Raw genomic sequence first — 16,116 nt, forward strand, 5'->3', positions numbered from 1 at the left:
GAGGTTCTCCCCTTTTCAGCTCGCCCCCATTGCCACGCTATCCCGGTGGTCCTGCATGGGTTCTGGCTCAGGCCCATCACCCTGTCAACCCTACATGCCATGCGACTGGACAAAGGGCAACCTTGTGCCAGATTAAGAGTTCAACCTCATATTTCCCCTGCTGGCAGCTTTGCCAGTATCAGGTCTTTCTTCAGGAGTCTGCCATGAGCCTCACGCCTCTCTCCCCACCGATTGAAACCGGCGAAACAGGCGGTTTGCATACGCATCTGGACAACCTGGAAAGCGCGCTGGATTACGCGCTGGCCAAAAAAGAAAGCCCCAAAACACCAAACAAGGAAACCTGGCAGGTGACGTTTGATACAGTCTCCCGCGCGGTGGATAGCAAAGATGCGGGGGACATTGCAGCCGCGCACGCGCAGCTGACCAAGGCCATTGGTGAGACTTTGCGGGCAACGGGGAAATTGCCGTATTAAATGTCCTGACGCAGTTGACTCCAGCAGGCCTGGTTTTTGGCATGCACGATAGAGTCCAGAACGCTTTGCAGCCAGCCCAAACCCAAACGGCGCCTCAAGGCGCCGTTTGGGTTTTCTGAAGAAACAAATCAGTCCTGCAATTGCTGCAGCAAATACAGCCGCTGATAAATGCCGTGACTGATCGCCATCAACTCATCATGCGTTCCCGCCTCTGCAATGTGCCCATGGTTCAGCACAATAATGCGGTCCGCATCCCGAATCGTCGATAAGCGATGCGCAATCGAAATCATTGTCACCTTGCCATGCAAAGCCTCCAGCGCGCGCTGCACCAGTTGCTCGGTTTCACTATCGATATGCGATGTCGCTTCATCCAGCAGCAAAATGCGTGGCTTGCCGGCCAGGGCCCGGGCAATGGCGATCAGTTGCTTCTGACCGCTCGACAAGCGCGTGCCGCTCTCGCCCATATCGGTGTCATAACCATTTTCCAGCGACAAGATCAAGTCATGCACCCCCGCCGCTTTGGCCGCTTCTTCAATCTCGGCTTGCGACAAGCCACGGCTCATGTCGATGTTCTCGCGCGCGCTGGCCGCCAGCAAAAACGGATCTTGCGGCACCAGCCCCACGCCTGCGCGGAACGCATCGTCACCGATCTGCGTCAACGGCACGCCATCAATATCAATCTCGCCCGATTGGGGTGTGTAAAAGCGCAGCAACAGCGATAAAAGCGTGGATTTGCCGCTGCCGGTGTGCCCGACAATCCCGTAAAAGCGGCCCGCCGGAATGTCCAGGTTCAGGTCATGCAAGATCACCTGATCCGGGTTGTAGCCAAAACGCAGGTTGGCAAAGCGCACCGCGCCTTGGGTGACGGTCGCCTCGCCATCTGCCGGGGCAGCTTGTGACTCTTTCAGCAGCGTATTGACTCGCGCAGCCGCCACCACGGCTTGCTGCAACTGGCTAAATTGCAGGGTGATCTGGATCAGCGGGTCAACCACGCGGGCGATATAGCTCACGAAGGCGTACAGCACGCCGATTTCCAGCGCGCTGAACTGCCGCTGACCAAATGAGTAGATCACCACCACGAGGATGAGCGCATTGAGCAGATCCAGCGCCGGGCGCAACAACCAGGCGTTGGCCGAGAGCTCACTCAACCGTGCCTTGTAGTGGGCGCCGTTGGTGCGGGCGAATTTGTCCGCAAAACGGCCGGCAGCGTTGGAAGCCTGCAGTACGCTCATGCCGGCAATGGACTCAGCCACCTGCGCGTTGATCTCGCTGCGCAGTTCGCGTGCCAGGGCCACGGAGGGCGCACTCCAGCGCTGATACCACCACACGATGACCACCACCGCCGGGAACAGCGTCAGCACAATCACCATCAAGCGCCAGTCCAGCAAAGTCATGGCCAGCATGGCGCCCGTGACAACAATACAGCTGTCGAGCATGACAAACAGCACCTGCACGTACAGCGCTTTGACTGATTCCGTATCGTTGGTGACGCGGCTGACCAATTGGCCGGTGATGGCTTTGTCAAAAAACGCCATGGGCAGACGGATGACATGGCTGTACACCTGTTCGCGCAGGCGCTGCACCGAGCGCATGGCGACGCCAGCAAGGCGCGTCAGTTGCAGATAACGCAAGATGCCCGCGCTATACCCCGCCACCAGCCCGCCCACCAGGATGGAGGCCATTTCCGGAATCACCAGGTGATGGGGTTGCAGGTATTTGTCGATAAACAGCTTGGACAAAAACGGGCCCAGCGCTTCAAGCAGCGCGGCGCACACCAGCCAGAACGTCCCCCACATCAGGTGGCGGTTTTCCGGCGCGGCCGCGCTGCGCAGCAAGGCGACTGCGTCGCGGCGTTCGCTTTTCAGGCTTTGCGTTTGCAGCGCGGCCTTGTCCAGGCGTACTTCATCCAGTGCAATCTCAGAGCTCATCGAGACTGGCCTCCAGTTGCTGGTAACGCCACTGGCTGGCATACCAGCCGTCTGCATCTACCAGATCATTGTGTGTGCCGGATTCGGTAATCCGGCCATGGCGCAGAACAGCAATGTGGTCAGCATCGGCCACGGCAGAGAGCCGATGGCTGACGATGATCACTGTGCGGCCGCGCCGGGCTTCTTGCAGGTGCGAGAGGATTTGCGCCTCGGTCTGCGTATCTACCGCAGACAGTGCATCATCGAGCAGCAACAAGGGCGCATCGGCCAGCAAGGCGCGGGCAATGGCAACCCGCTGGCGTTGTCCGCCCGAGAGCGCAACACCCTTCTCACCCACGGGCGTGTCATAACCTTGCGGCAACCGCAGGATGTCCTGGTGGACTGCCGCCAGTGTGGCGACGCGTTCGATCTCCTCACGCGTGGCATCGGGTTTGACCAGCGCAATGTTGTCAGCCACGGAGGCCGAGAACAAAAACGGTTCCTGGGGTACCCAACTGATCGCATTACGCAAGGTATCGAGCTTGTACTCCGCGACCGAAACACCATCCCAGCGAATATCGCCCAATTGCAGCGGATACTGCCGCAACAACAGCCGCAGCAACGTGGATTTGCCCGAGCCCGTTGGCCCGACCAACCCGAGTGTCTTGCCAGCCTCCAGCGTCAGATTAACGCCCGATACCACTGGCGCGCCTTGCTCCGGGTAGTTGAAGCTGAGGTTGCTGAACACCAGCGCGCCAGGTTGCAATGCATCAGTCACCCCGTCATCCGGCACGCTCGGGGGCGTTTCCAGAATCGGGCCCAAGCGGCCCCATGCCGCTTTGCCACGTTCCAGCAAAGACAACACCCATCCTGCGGCGAACATGGGCCAGATCAACTGACCGAGGTACATGGAAAAACTGGTCAGCGCGCCAATGGTCAACTCGCCCTGCCAGACCAGATAACCGCCCATCGCCAGCACCGTGACGGCGGAGGTCGTCAGAGTCAGCCCGACCGAGGGCTCGAAGGCGGCTTCCCAGCGCTGCGCGGTCAGGCTGCTGGCCGCAGCATCACCCGCCAGGCGTGACAACTCTTTGCTATTGCGTGCCTGCAAACCCAGCGCGCGCATGGTGCGCACGCCGGTCAGCGTTTCCTGGACGTGATCGTTCAGTTTGCTGAAGCGGCCGAGCGAGTCATGCCAGGCATGGTGGATATGGTCAGAAATACGCCAGAACGCCAGCGCCATCAGCGGAAAGGGCAACAAGGCCACCAGCGCCAGCCGCCAATCGATGCCGATGGTCATCATGGCGACCACCAGAATCAGCGTCATCGAGCCATCAAACCCGGCCAGCATGGCTTCGCCTGCGGCCATTTCAATGGCGTCGATGTCGTTGGTGGCGCGTGCCATCAAGTCGCCAGTGCGCTGGCCGTGGTAAAACCCCGGCCCTTGCGTGGCGAGCTTTTCATAGAGGCGCGTACGCAGGCTCACGCCCAGGCGGTAGGCCGCAGCAAACAGCTGCAAGCGCCAGCCCACGCGCAAGAAATAGATGGCCACGCCCATGGCCAGCACGATGGCCAGTTGTTCCAGCAGCGCGGTACCACCCAGCCGGTGCGCGACCAGTTCATCAATAATGTGCCCTACCCGGCGCGGAATCAGCACCGACAACAACGCCACGGCAAACAACATGACCGCAGAGAAAAAATAGGGACGCCAGTGCTGCCGGATAAAACCGGCCAGCAAGCGGTAAAGACTCATAGGTAAACCTTTCGATATTCTTTTTTGCAAAGACGCTGCACCTCGCCATTGCGTATGGCGAGGTATATATGGGCGTCAGCGATAAATGCTTGTTTTGCGGGTTCGGGTGTATGAGCGGCCGGCGCCGCCGCTAACGCTGCGCGACCCGCCGGGCTGCCAGCACATGAGCACCGTCGCCATAGGCCGAGTCATCCTCCCGGCAGGCATCGATCAGTTTGATCACGTGCTCGTCATCTGCCGCAATCCCGGCTGCAATGATCGGTGCCCAGTCTGGTTTCTCTGGCAAAGCAACATGTGGTGCCGGGCCGCTGATGCCGCTGGCGAGTACCCCTGCCGCGTAGGCCTGCCAATACCAGCGCACCGCGGTGTCCATGTCATCAATCCAGCCCGCCAGACCTCGCAAGGCATGCGCACTGGTGACCAGATGCAGCACCGTAAAATCCCCAGTTGCCACATAGCATTCTGCCGCGTAAGCCGCCAGTTTTTGCAAAGTTGCCGGGCCGACCTCCAGCCAGCCGACAACCTCGGCAAATGCGGGTAGCCGCACTGCCTCCCGCATTTTGGCAGAAATCATGAACCCGGCTGGATCCAGCGCGAACTCCGGGGCAAACAGGCGTGAGACCAGCGTGAAAGGATCATCACTTTGCGGCGGTGCCATGGGTACCGGCCAGTCTGCCAGCTTGCCCGCGTTACTGGCCCAATACGCCAGTCCACAGGCCATCTCATCCGGATTGCCGCTGGCAAGGGCGTATTCAGCCCGGATCACACCATGAAACGCCGCCCCGCCAATGCCTGGCAGCAAATCGTGAATGTGCCGGCGCACCACGGCATCTACACCGTCTGCCGCCAGCTGCGCCGCAAAATAGTCACGATAGGCTGTGTAGTACTGTCGCTGGCCCAGTTCACGCTGCCAGAATTCTGGGTCAATCGCACCAGGCGATGCATCCAGTGGCGAGAGTTGTTTGGTATAGGCGTCAAAATACGCTTCAAGACGGGCATCACTTGCACCCAGACGTGCCAGCGCGATCAATGCCATGGGCAAATGATTGGCCAGGCCAGGACCAAAGTTGGGCGCGTATTGCGCAGACCGGGTCAATAACTGGTTCAGCATGCCGGTTCTCCTCGTGGGGTCTGGGTGGCTGGCGCCGGGCGGTGTGCCCGGTGTAGGGGTGAGGTGGGATGATAACGGAAAGCCAGTTGTAATGATGCAGGTTGTCTATGGATTGTTGCATCAGTAACGAGAACCACTTTGGTTTTGACAAGTCTTGTATACGCACCAACGGATTGTTGGAAAGATGGCGGCAGGTGTGAATTCCACCGGCCGCTCACAACGCGGCACTGGTAAACCATCCCGATCAAGGACTCCGATGAAGCACTTCAAACTGGCAGCGCTGACCAGCGCGTTGTTGTTAAGCCTGCATGCGTATGCAGAGCCTGTTTCCGGTATCGACTTCAAGAATTTCGACAAGAGCGTACGCGTGCAGGATGACATTTACCTGCACACCAACGGTACGTGGATCAAAAACACCAAAATTCCGGACGACAAACCGCTGTGGGGCGCAGTCTATGAACTGCGCGAAACCTCGCTGGAGCGTTCACGCAAGATTCTGGAAGCCGCCGCAGCCAACAAGACTGCCACCGGCGACGAGCGCAAGATTGGCGACTTCTACACCAGCTATATGGATGAAGCGACCATCGAAAAACACGGTCTGACTCCGGTCAAACCGCTGCTGGCCCGCATTGACCAGATCAACACCCCGGCCGACGTGGTACGGTACATGGGCGAAGTACAACCCAACCCGGGCCCGCAGCCCATGAATATCTCGGTGGAGATTAACCCGAAGGATTCCACCCGTTACTTCCCCGGCGCGGGTCAGGGCGGCCTGGGGCTGCCTGATCGCGACTATTACCTGATCGACGACGCCCGCTTTGCGGCCGCGCGCACCGCGTATCAAACCTATCTGACCCGCCTGTTTACCCTGGTGGGAGAGAAAGACGCTGAGGCACAAGCCAAAGCGGTGCTCGCGCTGGAAACCGCCCTCGCCCAGGCCCAGTGGAGCAAGGCAGAGAACCGCGATCCGGTCAAAACCTACAACAAGCTGAACGTGGCAGAACTGCAAAAGCTGTCACCGGGTTTTGACTGGAACTCGTTCCTGGATGCCTCTGGTTTTGGCAAAGTAGCCGAAGTCGATCTGGCGCAGCCCACTTACGCCACTGCACTGGGCAAGCTGGTACAGAATCAGCCGGCTACCGTATGGCGTGCGTATTTCAAGGCCCGTCAACTGGACGCCGTAGCGCGCATCCTGCCTAAAGATTTCTCTGACGCCAGTTTTCAGTTCCACAGCGTTGCCCTCTCTGGCACGCCGCAGGAGCCTCCTCGCTGGAAGCGCGCGGTATCCGCTACAGAAAACGGCCTGGGCGAAGCCATTGGCAAGCAATACGCCGCCCAATATTTCCCGCCGGAATACAAAGCCCGCATGCAGGATCTGGTGGGCAATCTGATGAAGGCCTATGACCAAAGCATCAGCCAGCTCACCTGGATGACGCCGGAAACCAAAAAAGCGGCGCAGAACAAGCTGGCGCATTACGCGCTCAAGATCGGTTACCCGGATAAATGGCGTGACTATTCTGCGCTGGAGATCAAACCGGACGACCTGTTTGGCAACGTGCAACGCTCTGCGCAGTTTGAGTATCACCGCGAACTCTCGCGCCTGAACGAGCCGGTAGACCGCACGGAATGGGGTATGACACCGCAGACCGTCAACGCCTACTACAACCCGGCGCAGAACGAGATCGTCTTCCCTGCCGCTATCTTGCAGCCGCCCTTCTTCAATATGGCTGCGGATGATGCCGCCAACTATGGCGCGATTGGCGCGGTGATCGGCCACGAAATCAGCCATGGTTTTGATGACCAGGGTAGTCACTATGATGCCGTGGGCAACCTGAATGACTGGTGGACACCGGAAGACCGCAAACGCTTTACCGCACTGACCGACAAGCTGGTCGCGCAATATGACGCTTATGAGCCGCTGCCAGGCCAGCATGTGAACGGCAAGCTCACACTGGGCGAGAACATTGCTGACAATGCCGGTTTGCAGATTGCCTACAAGGCTTACCACCTGGCATTGGGTGGCAAGTCTGCGCCGGTCATTGATGGTCTGACAGGCGATCAGCGCTTCTTCCTGGCGTTTGCCCAGGTCTGGCGCGGCAAGATCCGCGATGCGTTCCAGTTGCAACTGTTGAAGTCGGACCCTCATTCGCCAAACCCTTACCGTGCGGTGGGCGCGTCTGAGAACAATGACGCGTTCTTCAGTGCGTTTGATGTGAAGCCAACGGACAAGATGTACAAAGCACCAGAGCAGCGCATTCACCTCTGGTAAGCCTGCGTGTTGTGATTGGTCATCCGTTTGACCAGAACAAAAACCGGCGCAAGCCGGTTTTTGTTTTGATGCCGCCTATAAATGAATCACGCCCGCACAATACCCGCCGCCCGCATGAGCCCGATCCAGATCACCACAGCCCGCTTGTTGCTTGATATTCCACCACCAGAAGATGCGCCATTGCTGGCTACCTTTGATGACGTCAACCGCCGTCATCTCGCACGATGGGAACCCATACGCGATCTGAACTGGTACGCACCAGAGAGCTACGGGCAGCGCCAGCAGCAAGCCATTGAGCAGTTTGCCGCGGGTAGCGCACTTCATCTGGTGCTGCACGACAAAGCTACGGGTAGCGTGGTGGGCAAATGCAGCTACACCAATATCGTGCGCGGCCCCTTTCTGGCTTGCAATCTTGGATACAGCCTGGGCGCTGCGTGGCAAGGCCGGGGCTTGATGCTGGAAGCGCTCAAGGCGGCGAATCACTATGTGTTCAACGAACTCGGACTACACCGGATCATGGCGGCTTATATGCCTTTGAACGAGCGCAGTGGGCGACTGCTCAAACGGCTGGGTTTTGAGCGGGAGGGGCTGGCGCGCAGTTATTTGTGTATTGCCGGACAGTGGGAAGACCACGTCCTGACGTCGCTGATCAATCCGGCAACGGTACGGGTTTAATGCGAACGGCCTCTTAAGCGCCGAAGATGCCGTGTACTTCCTGGGCCAGCGCGTCACCTTCATCGGTGGTTTCGAGCATGATGCCTTCCCGCGCACGCGTGACCGCCACATACAGTTCTCGCCAACTGGCCGCAGCAGGTTGCAGCAAGTGTCGACGCCAGCCCGAAGCCCCGATGGGCAATAACACCCGCGCGTATTCATGGCCTTTGGCGTGTAACACCGAAGTCAGCGACAAACCACTGGCGTTGCTGCGCTGGCGCACAAAGCGTTCAATCGCCTCGTCCCATTGTTGCACTTGTACCGCTGGCGCAATGTCGACGCTGAACCGACGCACCAGTTCATCCAGCAACAGGCCGGACTGGCGCCCGGCGGCCGGATGCTGGGCCCGTTGATGTAAAAAAGCATGCAGTTGCAAGTGCTGAACAGCCAGCGCCAGCCATGCCGGCCACGCCTGGCCGGTGGTCAGGACGGGGGGTAAAAATTCGGCCAGTTTGTCCAGCACCAGGCCAAAGGTGAACGGATCGGCATTGAGCAAACGCTGGCCATCCATGCGCCGTACACCGTCTAGTCCCAGTTCTGCGCGCAGGTCACTGCGAGATTCTTTATCCAGCCCCAGCGCCGGCACGTTCATCAAGACATCCAGCGCATAAATGCTGTTGACGTGAAACGGTGCCTCAGCCGCAAAACGCCGGCTGTACAACACCGCCAGCGCGCGGACAACACGGAACTCATAGCCCTGAAAGAAATGCCGTACCCGTTCCACCAGGCGGTATGGCACGCCGGCATCAAATAACTTCAGTTGCAACATCATGCAGTCAGCTTGCGTCGGCAAGATGGCGCAGTGGTCCGCCAGTGCCACACCTTGCTGCGCACTCTGGGCCAACCAGACGGCCAGGTCAGGCACTGCCAGCAACTTGCCGGATTGCGCACGCGGGCCGGTGATACGCGCGGCGCCCGGTTGCAGGCGCTGCACAATACGGTCTGCCATCTGCGCAATACGGTGGCCGTAGCGCCAGGAGCGTGGCAAAGCCAGTGTGGTGACACCGGCCATTCTGGCAGCACTATCAAACGCCGAGAACGGCTGCAAACCGCGCCAGGCAAAGAGATCCTGATGGCGATCGCCAATCAGCACCAGGCGGCAACCGGCCTTGATCAGTACGTTCAACAGTTCAAAGTGCAAGGCTTTTGTGTCATGAAATTCATCGACCATGATCACGCTGATACGGTTTGCCCAGACATAACGCACCAGCGCGCGTGGATCACCGGCCAGGTCATAGGCCGCACCCTCCACCCCAACCAGGTGCCGGCTTTCACGCCGCAAACGCTCAAACCGGCTGAACAGGTGATAAAACCATGGCGGTAAATCAAGGCTTTGCAAGAACTCGGTGCGTTCGGCTTCCTGGTATTCTTCCAGGCCCTCTTCATCGGCATACATGCGCGGATCGCGGAAAACATTGGCAATACGTGCGTTGCCAATCAGTTCCAGCAGGTCGATCAAATCTGATTCACGATCGGGAATATCGCCTTCCCAAGGGTCGTTAAGTTCCGCGACGAGTTCGGCCAGCAGTTGCAGCAACTGGTCGCTTTCATTGATGGCGTTCTGACGGATTTCTTCACGGGTGAAAAACCCATCACCCGAGTAATTACGCCCTTCCACCGCGCCACAGAGCACCTCAAAGGCCAGGCCATCGAAGGTCAGCACACTTTTGGGGGGCAAAGCATGGCCAGTTTGCGCCAGGTGAACATCAGCAAAACGCTGCCGACCGGCATTGGAAAACGTCAGCGTCAGCACCCCTTTGCCCTCGGCAATCAGCTGTTCACGCGCAGCCACCAGCGTGGTGGTCTTGCCGGTGCCTGCACCCGCCTCAACCAGCACGTGCTGCTGATAATCACCGCGGGCCAGATCTGTTACGGCCTGGATGATGTGTTGCTGGGCGTCGGAAAGCCGGAGGGTATCGCTCATTTCTATCTAAAACCGGGGTTGCTGGCGGGGTACACGGTACCTGAAAACCGGCGGGGTGTCTCAGCGCCATCCAGCCTCCAGTCTGCCCCCAGCGGCTGCCGCACCGGCAAACCGGGCCAAGCGGTCATATGATGTGTTTTCGAGGCAGTTCGGGCAGCGCCACACCCGGGCACACCGAAAACCAGGGAAAAGACATGGATACGCTGGATCAATACGACCGTCACATCCTGAGCTTGATGCAGCAGGATGGCCGGATTTCACTGGCCAAACTGGCCGAACGCATCGGGTTGAGCGAGACCCCCTGTGTGCGACGGCTCAAGCGACTGGAGAGCGACGGCTATATCAACAGCTACCACGCGGTGCTATCGCGCAAAGCACTGGCGCTGGGCGTCCTGGCCTTTGCATTGGTGCATTTTGGCGAACACGATCGCACGCTCTATGATCGCTTCGAACATGAAATCCAGGGAATCGAGCGCATCGTGGCTTGCCACAGTGTTGCCGGTAGCGCTGATTACCTGCTGCAGATTGTCGCCAAAGACATGGACGACTACGGCCATTTCGTACACGACGTCTTGCGTGTGCTGCCTGGCGTAGCGGCGGTAGATTCGATGTTGGCCATGGGTGAAATCAAACCCTTTGGCGGGTTGCCACTGCTTTAACTCACGACTCACTAACTACCCTGCTTTGGGCGGCTTCTTGCCTTTGGGAGTGGCCCCTTTGGGTGAGCGCGCGCCGCCTTTGTCTGACAACCATTGGTCCACCACGGCGACCCGTTGCTCTACCGTCAACGCCGGTTCCGCCACTCCGGAAGGCGCGGCAGCGGCGCCCAGCAACCCGTGCGTTGCCGGACGCAAGATCATCTCTGCAGTTTTCAGCATGGACTCGCGCGCGTCATCCCACACCGTTGGCGGTGGCACCGGAACGTTGGCCGGCGTGAGCACCGGCAACTCTGTACGGGGTTCGGCCAGCGAGATCAGCGATGCAAAGTTGCCGCATACCTTGTTGTCGGCCACGGCCGGATTCATCCGGTTGCCCAGCAGCGGCAAATTCCACTTGCGACAGGCATAACGCAAAATGCTGGTGTGATCGTAAACCGTGTGGTCCACGCCCGCCGGTACCCAGGGCGACACCAGTATCGCCGGCACGCGCACTCCCAACTGGGTGAAGTCAAACGGCGGGGATGTAGAAAGCGTATTGTCCGGCGCGACCGTGGCAGGCGGCGAGACGTGATCATAAAAGCCACCGTGTTCATCCCACGTAATGATCAACAGCGTACTGTTCCACAGCTCGTCATGACTGTGGATCGTGTTGTAGACGTCAGCGATCAGTTTCTCGCCCTTCTGTACCCCGGCAGAAGGGTGCTGGTCGTTTTCCGTGCCGTTGCCGTTATCAAAATAGCGTGGCTCGATAAACGAATACGCAGGGAAATCAGCCGCCTTGCCCGCACAGGCCGTCCTGAAATCATCCATGGTGCCGTAGGCCTCATGCCAATCCCGCGCCCGCACTTTGCCCAGCAACACCGTTTGCGGAAAACCATCATGAAAGATCTTCCAGCTTACCGGGGGTTGCGCGGCAGAAAGGCGATCATAAATGGTGTCCTGGTTGTAGTTTTTGAGCAGTGAAGGCCAGGTCAGCGGCGAGCCGAGGCTTGGCATCAACAGTTCACCCAGGCAAGTGCCGGAGTGCGCAAAAAAGCGGTTGGGCCAGGTGGGGCCTGGCAAGGAGGAAAACCAGCGGTCACACACCATGTAGTTTTTGGCCAGCGTGTGTAGCACCGGCAAATCGCCCTCCTTGAAGTAACTCATGACTTGTTGCAGATGGGTATCCAGTTCAACGGGGTCCAGATCCTTGCCGGGCCCCGCGCGGTAGTTATCGACAAAATGGCCCATCTGATGGCTGATTTGCTGCTGGACATCGACAAACTCGTGCGCGGGCAAGAACTTGCCATCATTACCGACCATGTCGATCGCCGTGTTTTGCTGTGTATAGACGGTGCCCGACACGCTATCTGTATTGCGGCCAGGGTTAGACACGGCGACACCATCAAGGCCAGGAATGGCGGTCGTCAAATCACCCAGCATGTGGTCAAACGAGCGGTTTTCCATCATGAGCACAACCACGTGTTTGATCGGGTCTGGCATCGCGGCGGCCGGCGCCGCCATGGCACCGCGCTGCGCCACCCGGCCCAGCCCATGTTTGCGTTTGACTGCCCACCGTTTGGCGGCTGTCTGGTTATTGGCAAAAAACGTATCAGGTGCGTTGAGAGCCGGATCAAAGAACCCGATGTACCCACCAGGGGTGACACCAAACGGATCTAGCGGCGCGCTGCAAAAACTGGTGCGTGCGCCCGCATCGCTGTTGGCAAAATAGGCCGGCAACACAAAGTCAGACACCGTGACACCATCGAGTACGTAGGTGACCGTCTGCACGGCGTCGCACATTTCAAAGTAGTGATAAACAATGCTCTGCGGGTTGGCCGGGTGCGGCCCCTGCACCAGTAAATTGCACTGTGGGTCGGCGATCAGCTCCAAAGACTCGTGTGAGAGCGTCGTGGTCCACTCATCTCCCAGTTCGCGGCATAAATCCAGGAAGACGTAGCCAAAAGGGATGCCCGTGACGTTACGATCGTGATACCCCAGAAAGCCGCCGCCCCGCGCCGAATCAAGCACGTATAGAATGGCATCCCCACGCAGCTCTGCCAGTTTGCGCGGGTCACGTCCGTCTAGCCCGCTGGCGTCCAGCCGCAAGCGCCCGCCAAAGGCCCAGAAGGGCTCAAAGTCTTCCGCAATTTGCCGATTGATGGCCCGTATCGCCCGCTGTATATCGCGGTCAGACAGGGTTTTTGAACCATTGACCACCGAAATCTGGAACATGCTGCCCTCCCGCCACCTGCTTGACCATTTTGTTGTGCCGGGCCGGGCCCGGGTAATGCATGGTGGTGTAGCACATGCCCGTCCAATGACAACTTGCGTCGGGCAAATGGCGCGCAGGCCACTCTGGTTCCGCTGATGCTTTCTATACTCGAAACAATCAGATCCGCCCTACGAGGGACCCTATTGGACCGCCAACCCTGTTTGCATTGGGCGCGCCGCCTGGCCTTCACATTGTTGGTCCTGACCGGGGCCGCGGAGGCGGCCTGCAGCAAGCCATTTACCATGGCGCTGGAAACCTGGCCGCCTTATGTCTATGCGGATTCCGCTGGCAAGCCGGCCGGTCTGGATATCGAACTGGCTCAAGCCATTTTCCGCGAAGCAGGCTGTACGTTGATCATCACGGATGAAGTCCCGCGCAAGCGCCGGCAGAAAATGTATGAAGAGGGCGCGCTCACTCTTTTGCTGGCTGCGTCAGAGACACCAGAGCGTGAAAAAACCAGCTTCTTCACCTTGCCCTATCGGCGCGAAGTCGCCTCGCTGGTGGCCATGACAGCCAAAGCGCCCCATTACGCTAACCTCCATTCATTTGCGGACTTGCGTGCAAACAAGGTCTTGCTGGTCAGCCCCAATAGCGGCTGGTATGGCCAGGACTACGCAAGCAACCTGGCCCCCATGCAAGCGACGTCGTCGGTGGTGTTTTTTGAGGATTTCCAGCAAGGCATACGCATGATCAAAGCCGGTCATGGCGATGTAATCCTGGGGGATCTGGCCGCTTTGCTGTGGGAAGCACATAAACAGAATATCTCTGTCACACCGTTGGACATGCCGGTTTTTGCTGATGACGTGCATTTAATGCTTAGCCGCAAAGCCGCAACGTCGGGGGATATTGATCGTCTGAATGCCGCGATAGCCCGACTGGAAAAAAATGGCACGCTCGCGCAAATTCGTGCGCGCTATGGATTACGTTAACGGATAAATAGCCGGTTTATCGAAGTTAATTAATTAATATTTCGCAATTCATTTCGGCGGCAATTCAATCCGGCTTCTTGTATAGCTGTCTTTTCGCTTCAAATCTGACAGAGCCACACCGGGTTTATCCATGTGGCTTTTTTGTTGCGCACTGCAAAGTACTGACCGCTTGTCTGATCAAGTCGCTAACAACCTGCCTGATTACACAGGGAACGGTGTGCGTCTTTACGTTCGTCATTGATACAGTTGACAGTAGACGAAAGCATTTTCTACAACGCAGATTGTTCGCCAGTTGTCACAGCATCGCGCAGGTCAGAACTGGCCTACACACTGCGAACCCACGCCCCGGCCAAAAACCTTACAGCGCACACCCGCAGGCAGATCATTCAACTCGCTTGAATGCGTCAGTGCTGCCATGAAAGGGTATTGCAAAAAGCAACAAACCATAAAACCAGAACAATAAAAAATACGTTGAAATACTTTGCCAGATGCATCGCGTTTTGTAACTCCAATTTCATTCCAGTGAGATACGCACCCGTATCACGGGGGTGGGCTTGCTTTAAAGATTTGAATTCACGAGGTCAAAATGAATAAATTACTCCAATACACGGGTCTTTTCAGCGCGGGCCTGCTCCTGGCCACCAGCGCGCTGGCAGCAGACATCACGGCCGCCCAGGTGGCCAGCACACCGTTGCCCAACCCGCAAGACATGTTCTCCTGGACCACGCAGCAAAAAGTCGTCGGTTTCAGCCACAGCGCCCAGCTGTTCAGCACTGAAAACATGCAGCGCGGTTATTGGATATCCCCGCTCTGGCCAGCCCGGCCAGATCAGATCTGGCGGGCAAACCAGTTGCGTTATCAGTACGGTAGCAATGCCAACGGCACGCCACACACCGGCAACACCGTGGACGACTACATGAAGCACAGCAAGGCCACGGCGCTGCTGGTACTCAAAGATGGCAATGTCGCGCTGGAACGCTATGCCATGGGCATCACGCCATGGACACTGTGGGACAGTAAATCCGCTGCCAAATCCATCACCTCCACGCTTCTGGGTATGGCCATCAAAGATGGGTATATCTCCAGCGTGGACGACCCGATCGACATGTACGTGACTGAGCTGCATGGCACCGCCTATCAAGGCGTGCCTCTGCGTGCCATGTTGCATATGGCATCGGGTGTTGCCTGGAACGAGAACTACCTGGACCCGAACTCGGACATCTCTACCCTGCTCAAGTGTGTGAACAACTCCGGCACGAATACCCCGAGTTGTGCGCTGAACCTGCTGGCAAGCCGTCCGCATGCCATTGACCCGGCCACTGGCGTCAATGCAGTGCCTGGCGCGGTATTCAACTACAGCACCGGAGAAGCGTTTCTGACCGGGCTGGCCATCCAGCGCGCCACCCGCCTGAGTCTGGCGCAGTACATGCAACGCAAGCTGTGGCAACCGCTTGGTATGGAAGCCAATGGCAACTGGTGGACATGGAATGGCGTGTCATTCGGGGCGGGCGGTTTTAACGCCACGCTGCACGACTACGGCCGCTGGGGACTTTACGTCATGAACAACGGGCGTCTGCCCGATGGGACCCGCACGTTACCCGAGCACTGGATGCGTGGCGCCACCACCTGGACCATGGCCTCTGCCCTGCCGTATTACGCCGACAACGGCCAGTACGGCTATATGTGGTGGTTCGCCCCGGCCTACGATGACAACCAGGTCGGTGCCACCAACTTCGCCAGCCCGATCTACGTCAACATTGGTGCTCCGCTACAAAATACCGATAACCCGGCCGGTGCCGTGCCCGTTCAGGCTCGAAGCCCCGTACAAGGACAACCGGACTCCGTCAGCGACTGGACCTTCGAAGCGCAAGGCGCATTTGGCCAGCTGATTGCCATCAACCAGCGTGAGCACCTGGTCGTCGTGCAGTGGTCTGTCTGGGACAAACCCAGCCCAACCTGCTGCGATACAACAAACCCGGAAAACAGCGCCGACGATCCGTACAACGAGCAGGCGACGTTTTTGAATGCACTGCTGACAGCCCTGCATTGATCCGAATAGCGGGGAGGGTCTGGCCTGGCTATGACAGCCGGGTCAGACTCTGGCTTGGCCGGCATGGCGAGGT

Annotated in this window: 11 protein-coding genes; 6 read left to right on the forward strand and 5 right to left on the reverse strand. The window is 58.4% G+C overall.

Translation table 11 applies throughout. The annotated features are described in order from the left end of the window. Positions 1 to 203: 203 nt before the first annotated feature. The gene (locus tag IEX44_RS04680; RefSeq protein ID WP_188689507.1) at positions 204 to 473 is read left to right on the forward strand and encodes a hypothetical protein; all 270 of its coding nucleotides are present in this window, start codon (positions 204 to 206) and stop codon (positions 471 to 473) included. A 128-nt stretch (positions 474 to 601) separates the two neighbouring features. Here the strand turns inward: IEX44_RS04680 and IEX44_RS04685 are convergent, their stop codons facing one another. From IEX44_RS04685 to IEX44_RS04695, 3 genes are all read right to left on the reverse strand, one after another. Beyond that, positions 602 to 2,401: an ABC transporter ATP-binding protein gene (locus tag IEX44_RS04685; RefSeq protein ID WP_188689510.1), complete on the reverse strand. Its 1,800-nt coding sequence runs from the start codon at positions 2,399 to 2,401 to the stop codon at positions 602 to 604. Then, positions 2,391 to 4,133 (reverse strand): ABC transporter ATP-binding protein, encoded by a 1,743-nt coding sequence (locus IEX44_RS04690; protein WP_188689514.1) that lies wholly within the window; start codon positions 4,131 to 4,133, stop codon positions 2,391 to 2,393. Before IEX44_RS04690 ends, IEX44_RS04685 begins: the two co-directional genes overlap by 11 nt. 130 nt (positions 4,134 to 4,263) lie before the next feature. After that, positions 4,264 to 5,244: a questin oxidase family protein gene (locus IEX44_RS04695; RefSeq protein ID WP_188689517.1), complete on the reverse strand. Its 981-nt coding sequence runs from the start codon at positions 5,242 to 5,244 to the stop codon at positions 4,264 to 4,266. 256 nt (positions 5,245 to 5,500) lie between these two features. Between IEX44_RS04695 and IEX44_RS04700 the strand changes: the two genes are divergently transcribed. Then, entirely contained in the window at positions 5,501 to 7,513 is a 2,013-nt protein-coding gene (locus IEX44_RS04700) for a M13 family metallopeptidase (protein ID WP_188689521.1), read from the forward strand. An 81-nt stretch (positions 7,514 to 7,594) separates the two neighbouring features. Continuing rightward, complete coding sequence (locus IEX44_RS04705; protein WP_229678754.1) at positions 7,595 to 8,188, forward strand: GNAT family N-acetyltransferase; 594 nt, start codon at positions 7,595 to 7,597, stop codon at positions 8,186 to 8,188. A gap of 13 nt (positions 8,189 to 8,201) precedes the next feature. On the opposite strand, the gene IEX44_RS04710 is transcribed toward IEX44_RS04705, so the two are convergent. Then, the gene (locus IEX44_RS04710) at positions 8,202 to 10,151 is read right to left on the reverse strand and encodes a UvrD-helicase domain-containing protein (RefSeq protein ID WP_188689525.1); all 1,950 of its coding nucleotides are present in this window, start codon (positions 10,149 to 10,151) and stop codon (positions 8,202 to 8,204) included. A 194-nt stretch (positions 10,152 to 10,345) separates the two neighbouring features. Between IEX44_RS04710 and IEX44_RS04715 the strand changes: the two genes are divergently transcribed. Continuing rightward, complete coding sequence (locus IEX44_RS04715; protein WP_188689528.1) at positions 10,346 to 10,810, forward strand: Lrp/AsnC family transcriptional regulator; 465 nt, start codon at positions 10,346 to 10,348, stop codon at positions 10,808 to 10,810. 15 nt (positions 10,811 to 10,825) lie between these two features. Here the strand turns inward: IEX44_RS04715 and IEX44_RS04720 are convergent, their stop codons facing one another. Next, the gene (locus tag IEX44_RS04720; RefSeq protein ID WP_188689531.1) at positions 10,826 to 13,024 is read right to left on the reverse strand and encodes an alkaline phosphatase family protein; all 2,199 of its coding nucleotides are present in this window, start codon (positions 13,022 to 13,024) and stop codon (positions 10,826 to 10,828) included. A gap of 282 nt (positions 13,025 to 13,306) precedes the next feature. On the opposite strand from IEX44_RS04720, the gene IEX44_RS04725 reads away from it, so the two are divergent. Beyond that, positions 13,307 to 13,993, forward strand: a complete 687-nt coding sequence (locus tag IEX44_RS04725; RefSeq protein WP_188689534.1) for a substrate-binding periplasmic protein — start codon at positions 13,307 to 13,309, stop codon at positions 13,991 to 13,993. A 586-nt stretch (positions 13,994 to 14,579) separates the two neighbouring features. After that, positions 14,580 to 16,043, forward strand: coding sequence for a serine hydrolase domain-containing protein (locus IEX44_RS04730; protein ID WP_188689538.1), 1,464 nt, complete (start codon positions 14,580 to 14,582; stop codon positions 16,041 to 16,043). Positions 16,044 to 16,116: the final 73 nt, after the last annotated feature.

Source organism: Silvimonas amylolytica (assembly GCF_014645555.1).
In the GTDB taxonomy this organism is placed as follows: Bacteria; Pseudomonadota; Gammaproteobacteria; order Burkholderiales; family Chitinibacteraceae; genus Silvimonas; species Silvimonas amylolytica.